The sequence below is a fragment of the Geitlerinema sp. PCC 7407 genome (assembly GCF_000317045.1).
GTDB lineage: Bacteria > Cyanobacteriota > Cyanobacteriia > PCC-7407 > PCC-7407 > PCC-7407.
Genome location: NC_019703.1, coordinates 1,434,405 through 1,455,374 on the forward strand (window position 1 = coordinate 1,434,405; position 20,970 = coordinate 1,455,374).

Genomic DNA, 20,970 nt, shown 5'->3' on the forward strand with positions numbered 1-20,970 from the left:
GTGTTCTGGAAGCGCCTGACTGTATCGGTCAGGCGTTTTTGTCCGTTCTGTGATGCTGTTGTTTTCGGCCAAAAGTTTTGTTTTCTGATTTTCAACCCCTGGCGGCGATCGCTACGACTCCCCACGGTGCCCGGCGTTTGCAGGCGATCGCGGCTTTGGAAGAGCCGTGCTGGGTCCCTGCATCGGTCTCCCTTGCCAACACCCAGACTTATACGGGCGCTCTCAAGGACCACGTGGCGGCCCTGTGGCCCCACCAGCGAAGCTTTGTGTTTTGTTTGGCAGTGGGGGCGGTGGTGCGCCTGATTGCGCCGTTGCTGCGGGACAAGGCCACCGATCCGGCGGTGGTGGTGGTGGATGAGGCGGGTCAGTACGTGATCAGCCTGTGCGGCGGGCACCAGGGCGGAGGCGATCGCCTGGCTCAGGCCCTGGCGCGCCAGCTGGGTGCGACGCCCATCTTGACGGGAGCCTCCAACTACTGGGGGCTGCCCGGAGCGGATGTGCTGGGACAGCCCTTTGGTTGGGGGCGTGGCCCCGGGGACTGGACGGGGGTCAGCAGCGCGATCGCCCGTCAGGCGCGGGTCCAGGTGATTCAGCAGGCAGGCTCGACGCTCTGGCAGGCCCACTTGCCGGAGGGCCACGGCCTAGAGTTGGTCTCGGCTCCAGGTTCAGCCGCCGAGGGAGATGCGCCAGAAGCGCGGCTGCGAATCACAGCAGCCGCACCCACCCCAGCCGACCGGCCAGAGGCCTGGTGGCATCCGCGGGTGCTGTGGGTGGGTGTGGGCTGCGAGCGGGGAACGCCGCGATCGCTGATTGAGCAGGCAGTGAGCCAAACCTGCGCAGAGCACGGACTAGCAGAAGGGGCGATCGCCGGTTTGGCGACCCTGGACCTGAAAGCCGATGAGGTGGGCTTGGTGGAGCTGAGCCGCGATCGCCCTTGGCCCCTGCGCTGCTTCTCGGCGGAGGAGCTGCGGGGGGTGCCGGTGCCGACGCCGTCGGAGGTAGTGGCGGCGGAGGTGGGGACGCCCAGCGTGGCGGAGGCGGCGGCCCTAGTGGCGGCCCGCCAAGCCCAGGCCTGGTTGCCGGACCTGCCGGAGCCGCAGCTGCGGGTCACCAAACAGATCGTGCGGGCTGAGGGGGTGCTGGGGGCGGTGACCGTGGCGATCGCCGAGTCAGCCCTGGAGATGACCGGGCGACGCGGCCAGCTGTGGCTAGTGGGCACGGGTCCAGGCAGCCTGGATCAGATCACCCCTGCTGCCCAAACGGCCATTACCCAGGCGGATGTGGTGATTGGCTATTCCCTCTACGTTGACCTGGTGCGGCCCCTGCTGCGCACCGGCCAAATTGTCGAGGCCCTGCCGATCACCCAGGAAAAGCAGCGCGCCCAGCGGGCGATCGCCCTGGCGCAGTGGGGGCTGACCGTCGCCGTGATTTCGTCGGGCGACTGCGGCATCTATGGCATGGCGGGCCTGGTCCTGGAGGAGCTGCGGGCGGGGGGCTGGGACGGCCAAACGCCCAGAGTGCAGGTGTTTCCGGGAGTGACGGCCCTGCAAGCGGCGGCCTCTCGGGTGGGTGCCCCGCTGATGCACGATTTCTGCGCCATCAGCCTGAGTGACCTGCTGACGCCTTGGCCCGTGATCGAAAAGCGTCTGGGGGCGGCGGCGGCGGCAGACTTTGTGACGGCGCTCTACAACCCGCGATCGCGCACCCGCACCGACCAAATTGTCCAGGCTCAGCAGATTTTCTTAGCCCACCGCAGCCCAGAAACTCCGGTGGCCCTGGTGCAGTCGGCCTATCGCCCCGAGGAGCGCGTCACTCTGACGACCCTGGGCCAGATGCTAGAGCAGACCATCGACATGCTGACGGTGGTTCTGATTGGCAACAGCAGCGGACGCACCTACGAGGGGTGGTTCATTACCCCTCGCGGCTACTTGGGTTTTGATCCCGATCAGGTGTCCTAGGGGTGGGCGACTCTAGGCTTCGTCGGTGCCGACGAGCTGGTTCAGGACGCTGGTGACCAGGGTGAGGACAATCGAGCCCAAGATCGCGGGGACGAGCCCGTTGATATTGAGGCCGGGGGTCAGGGCACTGGCGATCAGCAGGCTGAGGGCGTTGACCACCAGCAAAAACAGGCCCAAGGTCAGAATGGTCAGCGGCAAGGTCAAGATGACTAGCAAAGGACGCACAACGGCGTTTACCAAGCCGAGGATGACAGCAGCGATCGCCCCCGCGACCAGGCCGCTGACCTCAAAGCCGGGCACGATGTAGGCGGTGATCATAAAGGCGATCGCCGTCAGCAGCCAGGTAATCAAAAATCGTGGCATAGCAATCGGTTTTGATAACAGTTGGATCAAAAGCGCCGGAAGCTAGGCCCCCGAGCGACTGCTCCGATTGTACTGGGGGGTGTCTCAGAAGGCGATCGCGGCTAGATTCTCGGCCCTGATCGATACTGAAAGCGGTGGTGTTTGGCCTGATCCGGATGCTGCCCTCGTTGTTTTTGGCCATTGATCATGCTTTCTCGGCTGCTTTCGCGATTTTTCCGCCGTTTTCTCTCCCCAGCGCTCCAAAGCTCCATTTTTGAGCCCCTACTGCCCAAAGGGGCCGCGATCGCCCTGATTGCGGCCTTGTTCTGGCTGGCTGCGGCCCCGGCCCAGGCCGACTGGCAACACCCCATGTCCTACAGCAACGCCGAGCTGACCGGGCGGGATTTCTCGGGCCAGACCCTCCAGGCCTTCGAGTTTTCCAATGCGAACCTGGAGCGCGCCAACTTTGAGGGAGCCGACGTGCGGGGTGGCGTCTTCAGCGCCTCGGTCCTCACCGACGCCAACTTGCAGGGTGCAAACCTGACCAATGCCTTGATGGATCAGGCGAATCTAACGCGGGCGGATTTGCGCGGGGCGATTTTGAGCGAGGCCATTTTATTGGGCTCGACCTTCGCGGAGACGGCGATCGCCGGTGCAGACTTTAGCGATGCGATCCTCGATGGTGCCCAGATCAAGGCCCTGTGTCAGCGGGCCGAAGGAGTGAACCCCGTCACTGGCCTGTCGACCCGCGAATCCCTGGGCTGCCGCTAGGCCTCTGGAGCCCCGAAGCCGCCGCCCCCCGGCGTCTCGATGATGAAGAGATCGCCGGGCTGGAGCTGGGCGATCGCCGTGCCGCCGAGGGATTCCTCAGCGCCGTCCGCCCGCTGAATCCAGTTGCGTCCGGGGGTGCCGGGGTGTCCGCCCTGGAGACCATTCGGCCCGATCGCCCGATGACTGGAAAGAATTGCGGCGGTCATGGCCTCCCGGAACCGGATGCGCCGCACCACCCCGTGACCGCCGCGATGCTGGCCGGGGCCGCCGCTGCCCGCCCGAATCTCGAAGCGATCGACAAGAACCGGGAATCGCCACTCCAGCACCTCGGGGTCGGTGAGGCGGGAGTTGGTCATGTGGGTGTGCACGGCGTCGGTGCCGTCGAAGGTGGCCCCGGCTCCCGATCCACCGCAAATGGTCTCGTAGTAGGCATAGCGATCGTTGCCGAAGGTGAAATTGTTCATGGTGCCCTGGGAAGAAGCGAGGACGCCGAGGGCGCTGTACAGCGCGTCGGTGACGGCCTGGGACACCTCGACATTCCCGGCCACGACGGCGGCAGGCGCTTGGGGATGGAGCAGGCACCCCTCGGGAATGCGGATCTCGATGGGCTTCAGGCAGCCAGCATTCAGCGGGATATTGTCATCGACGAGGGTCCGGAAAACGTAGAGGACGGCGGCCTTGCAGACCGAAACAGGCGCATTGAAGTTGCTGGGCTGCTGGGCCGAGGTGCCGCTGAAGTCGACCTGGGCGGTTTGGCGATCGCCGTCAAGGGTGACCGCCACCTGGATCTGGCTGCCGTTGTCGAGGGGATGGACAAAGGTCCGGCGCTGATGGCCCTGGGTGCGAGCCAGCGCGGCGATCGCCCGCCGCACCGCCGCCTCGGCATTGTCCTGGACGTGCTGCATATAGGCCGCCACCACCGGCAGCGAGAAATGCTCGACCATCCGGTGTAGCTCCTGGACTCCTTTCTCGTTGGCAGCAATCTGGGCCTTCAGATCCGCGATGTTTTGTACCGGGTTGCGGGCGGGGTAGGGACCGCTAGTGAGCAGCTCCGTGATGGCGGCCTCCTGAAATTCACCCCGATCGACCAGCTGGAAGCAGTCAATTAAAATGCCCTCGTCGTGAATCGAGGTGCTGGTGGGGGGCATGGAGCCGGGAGTGATGCCGCCGATGTCGGCGTGGTGGCCCCGCGAGGCGACATAGAACAGGATCTCAGGGCGATCGCTCCTTGTCTCAGTGGCAAACACGGGCGTAATCACCGTCACGTCGGGCAGGTGAGTGCCGCCGTTGTAGGGATTGTTGAGAACGTAGACGTCTCCTGGCTGCAACGCTTCGCCGACCTGGGCGATCAGGGTTTGGACACTCTCGCCCATGGAGCCCAGGTGCACCGGAATGTGGGGCGCGTTGGCCACTAGCTGGCCCCAGCGATCGAAGATAGCGCAGGAAAAATCCAGCCGCTCCTTAATGTTGACCGAGTAGCTGGTGTTTTGCAGCGTGACGCCCATCTGCTCGGCGATCGCCATGAACAGGTTATTAAAAATTTCCAGCAGCACCGGATCGGCTTTTGTCAGGTCAGTGGTGCGCGCGTCGCTAGCTGGCTGCCCCGCCACCCGCGATCGCGTCAACAGCAGCTCTCCCCGGCCCGTGACCGCAGCTTCCCAGCCGACCTCCAGCACCGTTGTGCCCGTCGCCTCGACAATGATGGCCGGTCCCACCAGGCGATCGCCCGCCCCCAGGCTAGATCGCGCGTACACCGGCGTTTCGTGCCAGGCGGCTCGACTGTACATGGCAACCGATCGCAGGGGAACTGGGGGCTTGGCCGTAGCGGGCAAACTGGCTGGCGCGGGGGCTTGGGTCGGGGCGATCGCCTCCACCGCAATGGCCGCCACCACCAGCGCCTTCTCGGGCGTAAAGAAGCCGTAGCGCTGCTGGTGGGCCTGCTCAAAACGTTCGCGCATCGTAGCCAAGTCCCCAAACGCCACCACCAGCGACGAGTCGGTGCCCACGTAGCGCAGGTGAACGCGCTGCTCTAGGCGGATCTCGCGGGTTTCGGGGACGCCTTGGGCGATCAGTTCGGTTTGGGCCGCCTGGCCCAGCGCCGCGAGCTGCTCCGTGAGCTGGGGCAGCAGCTCGGCGGTGAGCTCCGCCTCGATCGACTGCTCGCGCAGCGATCGCACGTCCGCTAAACCCATCCCATAGGCCGACAGGACCCCCGCGTAGGGATGCACAAACACCCGCTCCATCCCCAGCGCCTCGGCGATCAGGCACGCGTGCTGACCCCCCGCCGCCCCAAAGCAGCACAGCGTGTACTCCGATACGTCGTAGCCCCGCTGGGTCGAGATTTTTTGGATTGCGTTGGCCATGTTGTCCACGGCGATCGCCAAAAAGCCCTGAGCCACTTCTTCTGGCGATCGCCCGTCCCCCGTGGCCTGACGAATTTCGGCGGCGAGGTCGCTAAAGCGCTGACGCACAACCTCCCCATCAATGGGCAGATTGCCCTCCGGCCCGAAGACTTGGGGGAAAAAGTCTGGCTGAATTTTGCCCAGCATGACATTGCAGTCAGTAACCGCCAGGGGTCCGCCGCGCCGATAGCAGGCAGGCCCTGGATTGGCCCCCGCCGACTCCGGCCCCACGCGGTAGCGCGCCCCATCAAAGAACAGCACCGAGCCGCCCCCCGCCGCCACGGTGTGAATGGCCATCATGGGCACGCGCATCCGCACACCGGCCACCTCCGCTTCGAAGGTGCGCTCGTACTCGCCGCTGTAGTGGGCGACGTCCGTCGAGGTGCCCCCCATGTCAAAGGTAATAATCTTGTCAAAGTCCGCCGCCAGGCTGCTTTGCACCGCTCCCACGATACCGCCCGCTGGCCCCGACAGGATGCTGTCTTTGCCCTGGAAAAAGTGAGCGTCCGTCAGCCCGCCATTGGACTGCATAAACAGCAGGCGCGTCTGGCCGACCTGCCCCACCACCCGGTCGACGTAGCGCCGCAAAATCGGCGACAGATAGGCATCGACAACAGTGGTGTCCCCGCGCCCGACCAGCTTGATCAAAGGGCTGACTTCGTGGGAGGTCGAAACCTGGGTAAAGCCGACCTGGCGGGCGATCGCCGCGATCGCCTGTTCGTGAGCCGGATATCGGTAGCCGTGGAGAAACGCGATCGCGCAGGCTCGAAATCCCTCGTCGTAGGCCTGCTGGAGTGCCTGCCCCAGGCGATCGCCCTCCGCCTCGCTCAGGGCCACCAGCACTTCTCCCTGGGCGCTGTGGCGCTCCCGCACCTCGATCACCCGCTCGTAGAGCATCTCTGGCAGCAGGATCTGCCGCGCGAAGATGTCTGGGCGATTTTGGTAGCCGATGCGCAGGGCGTCGCGAAAGCCTTCTGTGATCAGCAGCAGCGTCGGATCGCCTTTGCGCTCCAGCAAGGCATTGGTGGCCACGGTGGTGCCCATGCGGATCTCCGCGATCGCCTCCCCCGGCAGGGCGGCCTCTTTGCCCAGGTCCATCAGCTCCCGGATTCCCTGAATCGGCGCGTCGCTGTAGCGTTCAGGATTTTCGGACAGCAGCTTGTGCAGGCGAATCTGGCCGTCAGGCCCCTGAGCCACGATGTCGGTGAACGTCCCTCCCCGGTCAATCCAAAACCGCCACTGCCCTTGCGCGAGATTGCTGGCCATGCCCGTTGCCTCCGTGCCAATGCATTGCAAAAACCACTATAAAAGCGTTTTTTGGCGGCGTTGGTTCACAGAAGTTGGGGTCTCTGGGTTTGCTGGCAATCCTACTGCGGGCGAGTCGTCGCTACAGCGTTTGCAGGCCCAAAATCATTCCCTGGCACACCAGCGTCAGAAAATCCAGGTCAAGGGTTTCCAGGCGATCGCTGGGCTGGTGGTAGTGCGGATTGCGCAAGAAAGCGGTGTCCGTCACCATCAGGGCGCGGTAGCCCCGGTCCCAAAAGGGGGCGTGGTCGCTCTGGCGCGTCTGGGGAACCATCAGGCCCCGGCGTCCCGCTGGCAGCCACTCGCTGCGAGCGCCGACGCGCTGCATGGCGCGATGGAAGTGCAGCAGATCGCCCAGGGTGGCGACATTGCCAATCAGACCAATAAAGTCGCCTTGACTGGGATAAAAACGGTCCAAAATGCTGGGATACCGCTGGGAACCGGGTGCGCGATCGCAGTATCCCAGCATCTCCAGGGAAATCATCAGCCGCAAAGAGACTTTGTCAGCGCGAAGGGCCGTGGCGTACTGCTCGCTGCCCACTAGGCCCATCTCCTCCAGGTCAAAGGCCACGCAGCGGACCGGATGCCGGGCCGGATGGTGGGCGATCGCCCGGCCGATTTCCAGCAGAGCCGCAACCCCGGTAGCGTTGTCGTCCGCCGCCGGGGAGCCGGGCACGCCGTCGTAGTGAGCGCCGACCAAAATGGGCGATCGCCCGGAGTCCCGCCCCGGCAAATCCAGGACCCAGTTGCGATGCTCTCGCCCATTGGCCCGAAACCGATGGGCGCTCACGGTGCCCCACTGCTCCAGCTGCTGGCGCACATAGGTTTCCACGTAGAGGTGCCCCGCCGCCGCAAAGTAGGGGTCGCGCTCCCGCGCAACCTCGGCTAGATGTCCTTGCAAGCGGTCTTTGAGCGCGACGTCCACGGTTGCCACAGCCTTGGCCTCTAGAGAAACTCCCCCCGGGCGACCAAAATCACCCTGCCCCCGACCGACACTCGAATTGGGTCAGCACCGCCCTCGGCCTCCAGCAGCAGCAGAGACGGACGACCGATTTCGTAGCCCTGCTCCACCCGCACCGAAATGCGATCGCCCCCAAAGTAGCGGTGCTTCACCAAGTAGCCAGCCAGACAGCCGTTGGCGCTGCCCGTGGCCGGGTCCTCGATTACCCCGAGGGCCTCCCCAAACATCCGCGCGCTGAGCTGATTGTCGGCGGATCGCGTCTCTGGGCAAAAGGCCAGAATCGCTTTGGCATCGAGATTTTCAATCAGCTGGAAGTAGCGATCGCGGTTGACCTGAATTTGCTGAAGCGCGGCCAATGTTCTTAGCGGAGCCATGAGGAAGGGGACGCCGGTGGACACCTCCTCCAGGGGAAATCTGGCGTCAAACGCTTCGGGGTCTAGCCCCAGCACGTCCGCCACGGCTTCAACGGAGAGCGATCGCCCAAAGGTTGGCGCTTTTTGCTCCATCCACAGGTACTCAGGGGCTCCATCCCCACCATTCCCATAGTTCAGCGTCACCGGAATCTGGCCAACCGCTAAGTTGAGGGTGATCTGCGCTACCGGCTGATCCACAACCTTTTGTTGCAAAATATAGGCCGTTCCCAGCGCTGGGTGTCCCGCAAAGGGTAGCTCCTGAGCTGGCGTAAAAATTCTCACATCATACCCACCCTGACGTGGGTGAGTATGGGTAATGAACGTCGTTTCAGAATAGTTGATTTCCTTAGCAATTTGCTGCATTTGCGAGGGGTCTAGCGCCCTGTTCAGCACGAAAACCGCTAAGGGATTGCCAGCATACTTAGTCTCAGCAAAGACATCAACAACGTAATAAGGAAGGCCGGTCATGGGTATTTTGGCGCAAAGATAAAGTCTTGCGGGATTTTTCCCAGCCTACTAAATTTAGTCTAAAGGGTAGTGCATCAGTCGCTCAAAGCGACTCTCAGAGCCGAGGGATCAGCGTCGGTGCGATCGCACGGTGATTCAGACTGAACCAGCATCAAACCGCAGCTACAGCGGCTACGACCCAACCTAAGGCAGATTTAATTTTTTTATTGGTTGGTATACTTGCTCACAGTTTGCTGCGTCTGTTGTGCATCTTTCTGAAGCAACTACATGACTTTTTCCGGAATTATGTGGGCTGCATCCTGCTTGGGATGCCTAGTCTCACTGCATCATCATTCCCTGAAGCCGTCCTACTTTCCTACGCAGCCCCTTCCCCAGAAGGTGCTTTCGGCCCTCAGTATCCCCTTGCAGCGATCGGGCTCTAGCCTCCACCAGCGAGGCCAGCGGAGCCGCAAACGCCCCCTGTCGGCGATCGCCCCCCTTTCGCCCATCGCCGCCGCCAGCGACGCTTCGGCTCGCTTGCCCAAGGCCCTCGTGTTCAGGGGCTCCTGGCTGCTCAATGAGGCTTTGCACTCGCCGCTGCCAGACCTGCCAAAGCTCGCGCTGTGGGCTGCGCCCGCAGCAGCGGCTGAGAAACCTCCGGCCATTGTGCCCGTGGTTTTGGGAGATGCGGCAGTCGAGCCGACCGTGCCTCGGGGCGTGAGTCACTTGATCCAGACGGTGTTTCGCTGGACGCCCGGTGTAGCCCAGAGCAGTAAGGCGGGCGCTTCTGAGGTGAGTATTCGGACGCAGTACTTGGCACCGGGCGATCGCCCCTTCACGCCCCTGGGCCAGTGCACGCTGCCAGAGCGCAAAAAATTCTCCATGCCCTTTACCGAAAACTTGATCGGTGGCCAGCACCGCCGCAAAGAATTTCAGGTGTGGGTACGGGGGTGTCTGGTGGCTACCTTCCCGGAGATGGCCGAAGCCAAGGCGCTGGGCGACCGGCTGGATCTGTTTTTGCGCAACACAAAGCTGGACGCGGCTCAGCTGGTGCCAGCGCTGGTGAGCGATCGCTATGTCGGCAAGGTGGGCGATCGCGTTTTGTTTGAAGTGGAGCCCGCTGTGGCCCAGCGTCTGCAAGAAGACGTCGAAGTGTTGCTCATCCAGTGGGTGAACAACCTGCGCATTGCTCTGGGAGGAACCCCGCTGTCCTTTGTCGAAGCTCAGCAGCATCTCTACGCCCTAGAAGAAACCACCAACAAGATCGAAGGCATCGCATCTTGTGTATGGTCCCTATTTTCATGGGCGTTTGACCGCCACCGGGGAAATCTTTGACCAGAGTGAATTAACGGCGGCCCATCCTTCCTTGCCCTTTGATACCTACCTCAAGGTCAAGAATCTCAAAAACGGCTATTCGGTGATTGTCCGCATCAACGATCGCGGCCCCTACTTTGAAAATCGCACCCTGGATTTGTCCCGTGAGGCGGCCCGCCGCATTGACAGCGAGAAAACGGGTGTTGTGCCCATCGAAGCCGTGATCATGCGCCCCTCCGGTCCGATCCAGGAGGGGCAAGTCATTTCTGGGAACCCAGGCGATCGCCGGGTGGCTCTCAACGCGCCGTGACATACTCCTACGCTGATACTGACGTATGCAGCGTAGGCTTCTCAGTGACCCCTGGTATCCCATCGGGCGTTTCCTGAGCTTTATTGACGATACGGGATGCCCCACCGCACCGGAACAATACAAAGAGTGTTGTTCTCTCCTTTGTACTGCTGGAATTTTACCTGCCCACAGATGCGACGACGCATCGTCTGTTTCCAGGCAGAACCCCATATTCCAGGTTGTCAAGGTTCAAGTTTCAGGGCGGTGATTAGCTCAAACCCTTAGCCTGAGTGTATCGCACCCGTTTTGTATCATGAGAGGTTTGCTCGTTTCCTCCCTCTCCCCTCCTCGCGCCTGCGGCATAGGTCAGAGGAGTGTCGTTCGCTCGCTCGCATTCATCTCAACGCCAAATCAAAGATGATGGCGTGAGGCTTTTGCTGCTTTGGCTAAGCAACTGGCTTAGAGGTCAAAACAAGGTGACGGCTGCGATCGATGGTGAGCCAGCCGTCTTGCCGAAACTGGCCCAAAAGCCGGGTCACGGTCACGCGGGTCGTGCCGATGGCGCTGGCGAGGTGCTGGTGCGTCAGGCGCACGCCGAGGCGAGTTCCCTGGGGAACTGGCTGCCCGACTTCTTCTTGGAGCAGCAGCAGCAGCTGCCGGAGGCGCTCCTCGACGCGGCGGTGTCCCGCCAAGGCCAGGAGGGCTTCGGTTTGGCGCAGACGCCGGTTGAGCTGCCGAAAGATGCTCTGGCTCAGGACGGGGGACTGCTCGATTTCGGCGATCGCCAAGGGCATTAGGTCAACGTCTGAAAGGGCGATCGCCTGATAGGGGTGAATCAGCGTCAGCGGCAAGCCAAAAGGCATCGAGGGACTCGCTAGCCCCAAAAGGGCTTCTTCGCCGTTGGCGTAGAACGTATTGAGCTGTACGACTCCCCGACACACAATCCAAACCTGATTGTCCTGTAGAGGAATCGGCTGGCCTGCGCGAAAGGGATGCAGAGTTTTCTCCTGGTACAGTTCCTCGAGAAGATCTCGAAGATCGCGTTGGAGGGTGACCTCAAGGGGGGAGTAATGGAGCATACAGACTTAATCAGTCCAACTCTGTCATAATTCACCCTCAAAGTAGTGCCACGACGTAAAGAAAACTTAATCAGCAGTTTGCGATGAGGTTAAGTTTTGGTTACGTAAGCTGGGTGATTCTAAAGATTTTTGGAATTCTGCTCCTGAAGGCTTTCCCTACCACCCCCAGGTGCCAGGGCCTCCCTTAAAAGGCCCCACGATATTGGACGTGATCCAGCCGCCATAAAAATCCCCGGCCTGGGCCTGGACCGCTTCCTCGTCGACCCAGCAGGCGTCCATCAGGTGCGGGTAGAAAGCGACATAGTGGGCAATGCCCTCAAAGGCGGGAGTCGGATTGGCGTAGAACCAGGCGGCGTTGGGCGCTTCGCGATCGCCCACGCGCACCGTGTAGTAGCCCGCTTGGCCTTTCCACTCGCACCAGCTGCCGCGCGGTGTCGGGTGTAGGCAGCCCGGCAGGATGTCCTCGGGCGGGATGTAGTACACCGGCGGATGGCTGGTTTCGAGCACCCGCTGCGATCGCTGGGTTTCGGCGATCACCACCTGATTGAAAATCACCCGAATGTGGGCGCTCGAAGCTTCGAGGCGCGGCGGGCGGGGATAGTCCCAAACGGACTCTTGGCCGGGACCGGGAGGAATGCGGTTGGAGAAAAAGTTCACGGCTTGGTTACTCAGATAGGGGGTCAATGAGCGATGGACGTAGGGGAGGCGATCGCCTAGAAGCGAGTGCCAAACTCGATCACGGCTCGCGTATCGCCCGAGAAATCCGTCCCGCCCCGCAGCAGCAGCTCATCGCTCAGGCGATAGCGAATGTTGTACTGGGTGGGCTGGGACGCAGTGAGAATTTGCAGAACCGAGAAAGAGAGGCGATCGGTGATGTCGATGCCCGCTTCGGCGCCGAGGGCCAAGGTCGACGTCCGAGCATCATCGGAGATCACCGTCGTGGGGAAAAGGCGAAACTCGCTGAGGCCGAGGGCGTTACCGATGGCATTTTGGATATTCGATAGCAGCGCCGATCCGGCTAGGTTGGCGATCGCCAAGGTGCCGTCGCCCCGGCCCAGGGTATCGATAAAGCTGCCGCCCAGCAGCGCAATAATCTCAGAGCGATTGCGCGAGGGGCTGCTCGTGAGCTCCAGATTTTCGAAAATCTGGCTGGCTGGGCCTTCGACTTGGGCCTGAATGCGCACAGTTTGCAGCGCGCCCAGGTTGGTCGCAGGGCCGTCCTCGATCTCGGACCCGGTGACGCCAAAGTAGGGTAGACGATTGCGCGTCACCTCGGTCACCGAAGCAATCAGCCGAATATCCAGCACCGGGTCGGTGCCGCGCTGGGGCGTAAACTCAGCGGTTTGGGGATAGCCCCGCGCCAGGTTGAACTGGGTGGTGAACAGGTTCACCTGACCGCTGCGGAGGCGAATCGTGCCGTCGGGCTTGAGGTCCTCGAGGGTGCCGTTGAGGGTCAGGTCGCCGGTCGCTACAAAGCTCAAAATCGGCTCACTGATAATCTGGACGCGATCGCCCAGGGTCAGGATCAAGTTGCTGAAAATCGGCGGTGCAAAGCTCAATCCGCCGGTGTCAGGCGCTGCGGCAGGGGCGATCGCCGCCTGATTTTCGGGCAAAAACACCCGGCCATCGGACAGCGTGATTTCCCCGCCGATGCGCGGACTCAGAGCGTAGCCCGTCAGCGTGATCCGGCCGTCAGCGCCCCCGCGATAGATGCCCGTCAGGTTCAGCGACAGCTGATCCAGGTTGAGCGTCAGCGGGTTCTCTAGATCCGGATCGTCAAACCCGAGGGGCCGCGCAATCGGCAGCACCCCCTGGGCCGTCACCTGGCCGCGGCTAAACTGGCCTCGCACATCCTCCACCAGGATGCGGTCTTGGGCAAACCGAATTGTCCCGTTCAAGTTGGTCAGCGGCTCGGGCAGGGCCTGGGCGGTCACCGTGGCGTTGGTCAGCGTTGCTGCCCCCTGGATTTCTGGCTGCGTCAGGGTGCCTCGCACCGCCACATTCACCTCGCCCTCGCCGCCCTGCCAGCTCACCTGCTGCCGCGTCAGCAGATCCAGCAGCGCCAAGCCTTCATTTTTGACATTGATGTCCAGGCTGATGGCGTTACTGTCTGGCTCCACCGACGCGAAGGGCAGCTTGTAGGGAATGCTGCCATTGCGAATCCGCACCGGCTCCGGCTCTGTCACCACAATCGTGCTGCCAAAGCGAAGCCGCGCGTCGGCATAGTTAAAGCTGCCGCGAGCCGTTTGGACGGGGGTTTGATTGAGGGTGCCATTTTCCAGCAGCACCTCGCCCCGCGCCTCGGGATTAGCCAGGTTGCCGGCCAGGGTCGCGGTGGCGCTCAGGTCGCCGGTGATGTCCACCGGCAGGGCCACAAACTCCGACAGGAGCGTCGCCGGGACTTTCTCCATGCGCAGCTGACCAGACTGCTGCTCTCCGCCCACCTGCCCAGCAAAGGTCAGCAAGGTTTGGTCAGACTCGATGCGCAGCGGCAGCAGCGTCAGGGCGCCGTCGCGGAAATTACCCGCGACGATCACCTGATTGGCTTCGTAGGGGCCCCAAACCCAGTCCTCGCCCCGGAAATCAAAATCTAGAGCGACGCCTTGCTGAAGAGAGCCCGACACGTCCACTTTGCCGTTGAAGGTGCCGGCCAGCTCGCCCAGCTCTGGCAGGGGCGAAGCGGCTTCTCGCTGGGCAATCTGCTGGCTGAGGAGCTGCTCAATTTCGGAGTAGCGCCGCAGCTGGGTAATCAGCTTGGCGTCGGGTAGGCCGACCGGCACCGGCACCAGCAGGGACTGGGCGAGCTCGTTGGGGAAGTCGGGGGCTTGCAGGCCGCGACCCACATCCTCGATGTCAAACCATTGCAGGGCCAGCAGGATGTCTTGGACGCGACCGTTGATCGCTTCGATCTCGCCGTCGAAGGTGGGGTCTGGCCCCTGGGTAAAGGTGCCGCTGGCCAGGTAGGTGCTCTCGCCCTGGAGCAGGCGACCATCCTGGAGAGTGGCGACGCCGTCGGCATAGCGGAAGGAGCCTGAGAAGCGATCGGCCAGGATCTGACCCAGGCCGGGCTGCTCGATGGTCACGGTGCCCGCGGCGGCAACGGCGGCCAGATCGACGCTGAGGTCGCCGGAGATCAGGCCGGTGACGGCACCGAGCCCAAGCTGGGGAGCGGGCTGGAGGTTGAGGGCGGTCAGGGGGAAGTTAGCGACGTTGACGGCCAGCTGGTTGGGGCCGGTGGCGCGGCCGGTGGCGATCGCCTCTCCGCGCCGCACATCAAAGGACTCTGGGGTAAAGGTCGGTCCCAGCACCAGGGCGATCGCATCTTCGCCGCCACTCACGTCAACGCTCAGACCGCGATCGCCGATCACGCTGAGGCGACCGGTCAGCAGAGGCTCAAAGGGCACGCCATTGAGGGCAAAGCGCAGCAGCTCCAGATTTCCCTGGACCTGGGGCGAAAGGGGCGATCCCTCCAGGCGGCCCTCAAAATTGGCCAGACCCGCAAGCTGGAGAGCCTCAGGAATCGGGAAGGGCAGGCTCGCGAGCTCGTAGTTGGTAGCCGCCACATTCAAATCCAGACGGCTAATGGCGGGAGCCCCTTCCCCTTCGAGCTGAGCGTAGACAAAGCCGTCCGCGCTAAAGCCCGGAGCGCTGGCCTGATCCACAATGATTTTTTCGCCGTCCCAGCGGACCTGGGCGGTCAGGGGGTCCTCGACCAGCGCGAGACCTTGGGAGAAGCGCACTTGGCCCTCGGCCCGCACCCCTGCGGGCTTGAGGTTGTCCAGGGTGCCAGCAAGGTTCAAGTTGCCGCTAAAGAGGCCCCGCAGGTCCGGCGAAAAGCGGTTGAGCTGGACGCCCTCTCCCTGCACCACCGCCTGCCAGCGATCGCCCACGATCTGTCCCTGGCCGCGCACGGTGCCGCCTTCCACCATCAGCTGGGTGTTGCGGAAGATCACGTTTTCCCCCGCGACGACCACCTCGCCCCGGCCTGGATAGGTCGCCCGGGGCGCTTCCCACTGCACCACCGTTTGCAGGTCCGCCGAGGGACCAAAGATCTGAGCGCGCGCCGAGACCGGACCAATGGCGATCGCCTCCGCATTGAAGCCGTAGAGCCGCCCAATGCTGTCCCCAGGGATATCCTGGGCCAGCAGATCCAGCACAATGCCCCCGTCTTCGCTGACATTGATCTGGCCGGAGCCCGTCACCAGGCCCCCCGCCACCGGCACCCCGCGAATGTTGCTAATCGTGAGATTGGGCACATCCATCCGGAAGTCGGCCGTGATCTTGCGAAAGTCCACCCGATCCACCTGCGCCTGGGTCGTGGTTTCTACAGACCCAGTCAAAATTGGACGCTCTAGCGCTCCAGTGAGCTGGAGATCGCCCCGGACTTCGCCAGCGGTTTCGAAGGGAACCTCGATTTCTAGTGTCGAGAGAATTTTTTCGGCGTCTAGTGCCGGGACTTGGGCGACCACGTTGAAGCCTTTCTCGACGTTAATGGTGCCCTTGGCCTGGAGCGGCACTTGGCCATAAACAGCTCGCACGTTTTCGAGGCTGATGGTTTGGCCTTGGAAGCGAACGGGGCCGTTGGCTGCCGTAAAAGGTTTGGGAACCTGCTGGACCTGGGCGGTGACGTTGCGCAGCTGGGCGTCTCCCAGGAGATTTACGGGGGCGTTGGGGCGCAGCTCGATGGCCAAGTTACCGCCGACCTGCCCAGCCTGGAAGGCGATGGGCAGATTCAGGGTGCCTTTGATCAGGTTGCTGACGTCAACGGCCCGCAGATTTTGGCCTTGGATGGCGAGGTTGTAGGCTTGTTGGGGCAGCAGGGCCTCGCCCTGAACGCTGACTTGGCCCTGGGTGGCGAGCTTCCCGTCGACGCTGAAGCGCAGTCGCTGGGCGTTGTCGAGAAAGTCCACCTGACCATCAACTTGGGGAAACAAAATCGAGACGGCGCGATCGCGCGCTGGCCGAGACACCGCGGTGATCGTAGCGTCCTCAATTTGCAGGGTCTTGAGCTCGATCTTGATCTGCTGCTCGCGCTGCTCCGTATCCAGCGAAAAGTCGACCCACTGGCCCGTGGCGGTCTGCTCCAGATAGGCGGTCGGACGCACCAGGGTGACCTCGAGAGGCAGCGTCCGATTCCACAGCACCGACAGCAGGTTAAAGCCGACATCGACCGCCTCAACGGTCACCTGGTTGGGGTCGGTAGCGGTGGGCGGGATCGAGGCAGAGCCGAAGCGCAATCCGCTAAAGGACACGCTTTCGAGAGCGCCGATTTCGACGGGGCGATCGAGGGTCTCAGAGAGGGCTTTGGCGACGGTGGGCGCTAGCTCGTTCTGGATAAAGAGCCAGGTCCACCAAGCCCCAGCGGCGATCGCCGTCAGCAAGATCAAAACCAGAGCAATCCCGGTTCGGCCCAGCAGCAGCAGCCACAGGCGTTGATTGGGAGTGGGATTGGGAGGTGGTGGCGGAGTCGGAGAAGTTGTCATCGGTTTCTAAGGATGACCAAACACCCAAGGCAACAATGTGAGGGCCAAAACGGCGGTGTGTGAGGAGCGCCCATTTAGCAAGTCGTCGGTGAGGACTCAGGAGCCAGAGGGCTGGCGCTTGTGGCGCTCAGCGTTCTGGGTGGGCCTACTGCACGACGACGGTTCCGATCACGGTGTGCCCTGCCAAAGGCGATCGCCCTTGGTCAGAAACGCTAGGTTGAACGGGGATTGATCATTCCGCCAGCACAACAAGATGAACTGGATTCAATCGACAAATTCAGCAGGTTTAACAAGTTCAACAGTCTTGAATTTCCTTGAACTTTGACACAAAGTTTTGAGGCTGTGCCTGATCAGGGTCTTAGGAGCTGTCCCGGAGGGGTCAAACAGTGACGGCCTTGACTGCTGACCGCGCGACAGAGGTCGGCGATGAAACCTCAGGAGACAACGTGATCTTAAAGGCGATCGCCCCAAAAATTTTGTTTCATCCGTAAACAAATAGGTGCATGGGAACAAAAACTTGCCTGGGAGCAGCGCGAAAATTCCCCTCCATTGAACCACAGGCAACCTCGAGTGCCCACGGGCAGGCGGCCTAACCCAGGGCTCGCCTAGCCCACCCCCTACAATAAAAAAGAATATTGGTTGAACCGACTTCTGAACCCATGCAAGTATTTGTCTTGCTCTTTAATGCCCGCCAGGAAAACGAGGGAATTCATACCCTAAAAGTGGGCGATCGCAACACGGTCCTCATGTTTGAATCGGAGGACGACGCAATGCGCTTTGGGCTGTTGCTCGAAGCCCAGGATTTCCCGACGGCAACGGTCGAGAGCATCGACGAGCAAGAAGTGCGGGAGTTTTGTGAGAGCGCTGGCTACGACTGCCAGCTGGTGTCCGAAGGAATGCTGGCGGTGCCGCCCGAGAGCAACGTCGACCAAACAGACTGGAGCCCAGAAGGCCCGACCAGCGCTCCCGCCGAGTCAGGAGCAGATCTGTCATCGGACGAGATTGAACGAATTCGCCGTCGCCTAGAAGGATTACTGTGAGCAGCGTGGAAAAGGTTTCGTTTGAAGCGCCCCATGAGCGTGGGCACCTGCTGACCGAGCAAGCCAATCCGGCCAGCCAAAACCTCGATGAGCTGTCTTCCCTGGAGCTAGTGGACCTGTTTAATCGGGAAGATGAGCGGGTTCTCGCCGCGATCGCCCAGGCCCGCAAGCCCCTGGCCGAAGCCATCGACCGAGCTGCCGAAGCGCTGCGCCGGGGCGGACGCTTGTTTTATGTGGGGGCGGGGACCAGCGGTCGCCTGGGCGTGCTGGATGCGGCGGAGTGTCCGCCCACCTTCTGCACCCCGCCGGAGCTGGTGCAGGGCATCATTGCCGGGGGTGCGGGTGCCCTGATTCGCAGCTCGGAAGATCTCGAAGATCGGGCAGAGGACGGGGCAGAGGCGATCGCCCACCGGCAAATTCACGATCTTGATGTCGTGGTGGGCATCACCGCTGGCGGCACCACCCCCTACGTCCACGGTGCCCTTCACGCCGCCCGTCAGCGCGGCGCCACGACGGTCTTCATTGCCTGCGTGCCAGCCGATCAGGTGGGCGTCCAGGCCGATGTCGACATTCGTCTGCTGGTCGGCCCCGAGATTTTGGCTGGCTCGACTCGCCTCAAGGCCGGCACCGTCACCAAGCTGGCCCTGAATATCCTCTCTACCAGCGTGATGGTCCGCCTGGGCAAGGTCTACGGCAACCGCATGGTCGACGTGGCCGTGACCAACCGCAAACTGCACGATCGCGCCCTGCGGATTTTGCGAGATCTGACGGAGCTGAGCCGTGAAGAGTGCGCTCTGCTGCTCGAAAAGAGCGATCGCTCCGTCAAGCTGGCCCTGCTCATGCACTGGACTGGCCTCGATCGCCACGCCGGAAAGGTTTTGCTCGAGCAGCACCAGGGCAACCTGCGCCAGGCCGTGATGAGCCATCGCCCAACCCCTTAGGGCAAGGTTAAAGGAAGGCAGATATTTCAGGCCCTTCCCCTAGGACGTGCCTAGACTGAAATCAACTCCCCTCAACTCAACAGGAGGCCCCCCTTGCAAAATCGTGATTACACGCTGATCCTCGACAAAAGTGGCAGCATGTCCACAACCGATCAGCCTGCTGGCCGCAGCCGCTGGCAAGAAGTCCAGGAATCCACCTTGGCCCTAGCTCGCAAGTGCGAGCAGTTTGACCCCAATGGCATCACGGTCTACGTGTTCTCGGGCCGCTTCAAGCGCTACGACAACGTCACTGCGGCCAAGGTCGAGCAAATTTTCCTGGAAAACGACCCCGTGGGCACGACGAACCTAGCGGCCGTGCTCCAGGACGCTTTTAACTCCTACTTCCAGCGCAAGGGGGCCGGCCAGACTGCCTCTGAAGGCGAGACGATCCTGGTGGTGACCGATGGCGAACCGGACGATCGCAAGGCGGTGATGGAGGTGATCGTTAATGCGTCGCGGAAGATGGAGCGCGACGAGGAGCTGGCGGTGTCGTTTATTCAGGTGGGCAATGACCCCCAGGCAACCCGCTTTCTCCAGGCTCTCGACGAGCAGCTCCAGGGCGTCGGCGCGAAGTTCGATCTGTGCGACACCATTAGCCTGGGCGATATGGAGGATCTGAGTCTGGCGGAGGTTCTGACGAACGCGATTCAGGATTAAGGGCGATCGCCCTTTCCGTTGCGGCGCTGCGCATTGCAGGCCCCGCGCCTAGTCTGAAAGCAGCCTCAAGCTGCTGGAGTTGTTTGATCTAACGTTCAGATCTGATTCGATCCGAAAGGAGGCCCCTTGCAAAATCGCGACTATACGCTGATCCTCGACAAAAGTGGCAGCATGTCTACCAAAGATCAGCGCGGCGGCCGCAGCCGCTGGCAAGAAGCCCAGGAGTCGACCCTGGCCTTGGCCCGCAAGTGTGAAGAGTTTGATCCCGATGGCATCACGGTCTACGTGTTTTCGGGTCGCTTCAAGCGCTACGACAATGTCACCTCGGCCAAGGTCGAGCAGATTTTCCTAGAAAACGACCCCGTTGGCACGACGAACCTGGCAGCGGTGCTCCAGGACGCTTTCAATTCCTACTTCCAGCGCAAGGGAGCCGGTCAGACTGCCACCGAGGGCGAGACGATCCTGGTGGTGACCGACGGTGAACCGGACGATCGCAAGGCGGTGATGGAGGTGATCGTCACTGCGTCGCGGAAGTTGGAGCGCGACGAGGAGCTGGCGGTTTCGTTTATCCAGGTGGGCAATGACCCCCAGGCAACCCGTTTTCTCCAGGCTCTCGATGATCAGCTCCAGGCGGTGGGCGCGAAGTTCGATATCTGCGACACCATCACCCTGGGCGATATGGAGGAGCTGAGTTTGGCAGAGGTGCTGATCAACGCGATCAATGACTAAGTCTGGACTAGGCCTGGACTAGGCCTGGACTAGGTTCGTGGCTCGCTGACTGAAAAAGTGCTCTGGTGCTGGCTGCTGTTTGCCCTTGACTGCGATCGCCCCATGCTTCCCCTTGACCCCAACGACCCCATTGACAAGCTCCTAGCGGAGGTGCAGGCGGAGAGCGTGCCCCCGCCGAAGCCCCCAGCAACTCCGAGTCCGACCCCGCCGGAGAGTCGCTCTGGTCAGGCTTCGCTGGATCAGCTGCTGGGCCAGATCCAGGGCACTCCGCAGCCGATCGCCTCCCCAAGCGGGCGATCGCCCACGCCGCCCACGCCCGACCCCTTACCGCCCCTGACGCCGCCGCGCGATCCGGGGCTAGACGAGCTCCTGGGCTCGCTCAAGACGACGTATCAGCAGCAAGAGGCAGCGGCAGAGCGCGATCGCCAGCAGGCCCTCGCCGCAGAGCGACAGCGCCAGCGCGAGCAAGAGGCGGCAGAGCGTGCTGCCTTCGCTCAGCAAGCCCAAGACTGGCTGTCCAAGCTCGATCCGCTGTCGGCAGATGGACTGTGGTTCAACCAGTTTGCTGAGCGCTATCCCTCGCGTCTGGAGGCTGCCATCGATTTTTTGCGGGCCTCGGCGCTGAATTCGCCAGAGGGACAGCCCTAGGCTAAACCCTCAACTTTAAGCATTTTTACGTAGACAAAGGTAATCTTTAAAACAGCCTCAAAGGGCGTATAGGCTAAATGGCTTCTGGAGAAAAAGGAGCCTTAGCCTAAATTTTTGGCTTTTTGGAGGCGATCGCCCTTGAAACATTCACT

At 62.1% G+C, this 20,970-nt stretch carries 16 protein-coding genes; 9 read left to right on the plus strand and 7 right to left on the minus strand.

Annotated features, from left to right (window positions below; genetic code table 11):
* Nucleotides 1–77 precede the first annotated feature (77 nt).
* Complete coding sequence (gene cobJ, locus GEI7407_RS06105) at nucleotides 78–1,958, plus strand: precorrin-3B C(17)-methyltransferase (protein WP_015171263.1); 1,881 nt, start codon at nucleotides 78–80, stop codon at nucleotides 1,956–1,958.
* A 12-nt stretch (nucleotides 1,959–1,970) separates the two neighbouring features.
* Here the strand turns inward: cobJ and GEI7407_RS06110 are convergent, their stop codons facing one another.
* Nucleotides 1,971–2,321 carry a phage holin family protein gene (locus GEI7407_RS06110; RefSeq protein ID WP_015171264.1) on the minus strand — a complete coding sequence of 117 codons (351 nt, stop codon included), beginning with the start codon at nucleotides 2,319–2,321 and terminating at the stop codon, nucleotides 1,971–1,973.
* 186 nt (nucleotides 2,322–2,507) lie between these two features.
* Between GEI7407_RS06110 and GEI7407_RS06115 the strand changes: the two genes are divergently transcribed.
* Nucleotides 2,508–3,071: a pentapeptide repeat-containing protein gene (locus GEI7407_RS06115; protein WP_015171265.1), complete on the plus strand. Its 564-nt coding sequence runs from the start codon at nucleotides 2,508–2,510 to the stop codon at nucleotides 3,069–3,071.
* Here the strand turns inward: GEI7407_RS06115 and GEI7407_RS06120 are convergent.
* The 3 genes from GEI7407_RS06120 to GEI7407_RS06130 form a co-directional block, all read right to left on the minus strand.
* Entirely contained in the window at nucleotides 3,068–6,739 is a 3,672-nt protein-coding gene (locus GEI7407_RS06120) for a hydantoinase B/oxoprolinase family protein (RefSeq protein ID WP_015171266.1), read from the minus strand. The genes GEI7407_RS06115 and GEI7407_RS06120 overlap by 4 nt on opposite strands.
* Nucleotides 6,740–6,860: 121 nt before the next feature.
* Complete coding sequence (locus GEI7407_RS06125) at nucleotides 6,861–7,712, minus strand: M28 family peptidase (RefSeq protein ID WP_015171267.1); 852 nt, start codon at nucleotides 7,710–7,712, stop codon at nucleotides 6,861–6,863.
* A gap of 11 nt (nucleotides 7,713–7,723) precedes the next feature.
* Nucleotides 7,724–8,620 carry a PhzF family phenazine biosynthesis protein gene (locus GEI7407_RS06130; RefSeq protein WP_015171268.1) on the minus strand — a complete coding sequence of 299 codons (897 nt, stop codon included), beginning with the start codon at nucleotides 8,618–8,620 and terminating at the stop codon, nucleotides 7,724–7,726.
* Nucleotides 8,621–8,887: 267 nt separating this feature from the next.
* On the opposite strand from GEI7407_RS06130, the gene GEI7407_RS21560 reads away from it, so the two are divergent.
* Both GEI7407_RS21560 and GEI7407_RS21565 read left to right on the plus strand, forming a co-directional pair.
* On the plus strand, nucleotides 8,888–9,934 hold the full coding sequence (locus tag GEI7407_RS21560) for a hypothetical protein (RefSeq protein WP_223294490.1): 1,047 nt from the start codon (nucleotides 8,888–8,890) through the stop codon (nucleotides 9,932–9,934).
* Entirely contained in the window at nucleotides 9,909–10,223 is a 315-nt protein-coding gene (locus GEI7407_RS21565; protein ID WP_071880806.1) for a septal ring lytic transglycosylase RlpA family protein, read from the plus strand. The genes GEI7407_RS21560 and GEI7407_RS21565 overlap by 26 nt, the downstream gene beginning before the upstream one ends.
* Nucleotides 10,224–10,648: 425 nt before the next feature.
* On the opposite strand, the gene GEI7407_RS06140 is transcribed toward GEI7407_RS21565, so the two are convergent.
* The 3 genes from GEI7407_RS06140 to GEI7407_RS06150 all read right to left on the minus strand — a co-directional run bounded on the left by GEI7407_RS06140 (nucleotide 10,649) and on the right by GEI7407_RS06150 (nucleotide 16,764).
* Entirely contained in the window at nucleotides 10,649–11,281 is a 633-nt protein-coding gene (locus tag GEI7407_RS06140) for a Crp/Fnr family transcriptional regulator (protein ID WP_015171269.1), read from the minus strand.
* A 156-nt stretch (nucleotides 11,282–11,437) separates the two neighbouring features.
* The gene (locus GEI7407_RS06145) at nucleotides 11,438–11,938 is read right to left on the minus strand and encodes a DUF427 domain-containing protein (RefSeq protein ID WP_015171270.1); all 501 of its coding nucleotides are present in this window, start codon (nucleotides 11,936–11,938) and stop codon (nucleotides 11,438–11,440) included.
* Between the two features lie 56 nt (nucleotides 11,939–11,994).
* On the minus strand, nucleotides 11,995–16,764 hold the full coding sequence (locus GEI7407_RS06150; RefSeq protein ID WP_015171271.1) for a translocation/assembly module TamB domain-containing protein: 4,770 nt from the start codon (nucleotides 16,762–16,764) through the stop codon (nucleotides 11,995–11,997).
* A gap of 659 nt (nucleotides 16,765–17,423) precedes the next feature.
* Between GEI7407_RS06150 and GEI7407_RS06155 the strand changes: the two genes are divergently transcribed.
* The 5 genes from GEI7407_RS06155 (at nucleotide 17,424) to GEI7407_RS06175 (ending at nucleotide 20,818) form a co-directional block, all read left to right on the plus strand.
* Nucleotides 17,424–17,804: a DUF3110 domain-containing protein gene (locus GEI7407_RS06155; RefSeq protein WP_015171272.1), complete on the plus strand. Its 381-nt coding sequence runs from the start codon at nucleotides 17,424–17,426 to the stop codon at nucleotides 17,802–17,804.
* On the plus strand, nucleotides 17,801–18,745 hold the full coding sequence (gene murQ / locus GEI7407_RS06160) for an N-acetylmuramic acid 6-phosphate etherase (RefSeq protein ID WP_015171273.1): 945 nt from the start codon (nucleotides 17,801–17,803) through the stop codon (nucleotides 18,743–18,745). Before GEI7407_RS06155 ends, murQ begins: the two co-directional genes overlap by 4 nt.
* Before the next feature lie 93 nt (nucleotides 18,746–18,838).
* Nucleotides 18,839–19,441 (plus strand): VWA domain-containing protein, encoded by a 603-nt coding sequence (locus GEI7407_RS06165; RefSeq protein ID WP_015171274.1) that lies wholly within the window; start codon nucleotides 18,839–18,841, stop codon nucleotides 19,439–19,441.
* Nucleotides 19,442–19,567: 126 nt separating this feature from the next.
* The gene (locus tag GEI7407_RS06170; protein WP_015171275.1) at nucleotides 19,568–20,170 is read left to right on the plus strand and encodes a VWA domain-containing protein; all 603 of its coding nucleotides are present in this window, start codon (nucleotides 19,568–19,570) and stop codon (nucleotides 20,168–20,170) included.
* A gap of 102 nt (nucleotides 20,171–20,272) precedes the next feature.
* Nucleotides 20,273–20,818, plus strand: coding sequence for a salt stress protein, Slr1339 family (locus GEI7407_RS06175; protein WP_015171276.1), 546 nt, complete (start codon nucleotides 20,273–20,275; stop codon nucleotides 20,816–20,818).
* Nucleotides 20,819–20,970 lie beyond the last annotated feature (152 nt).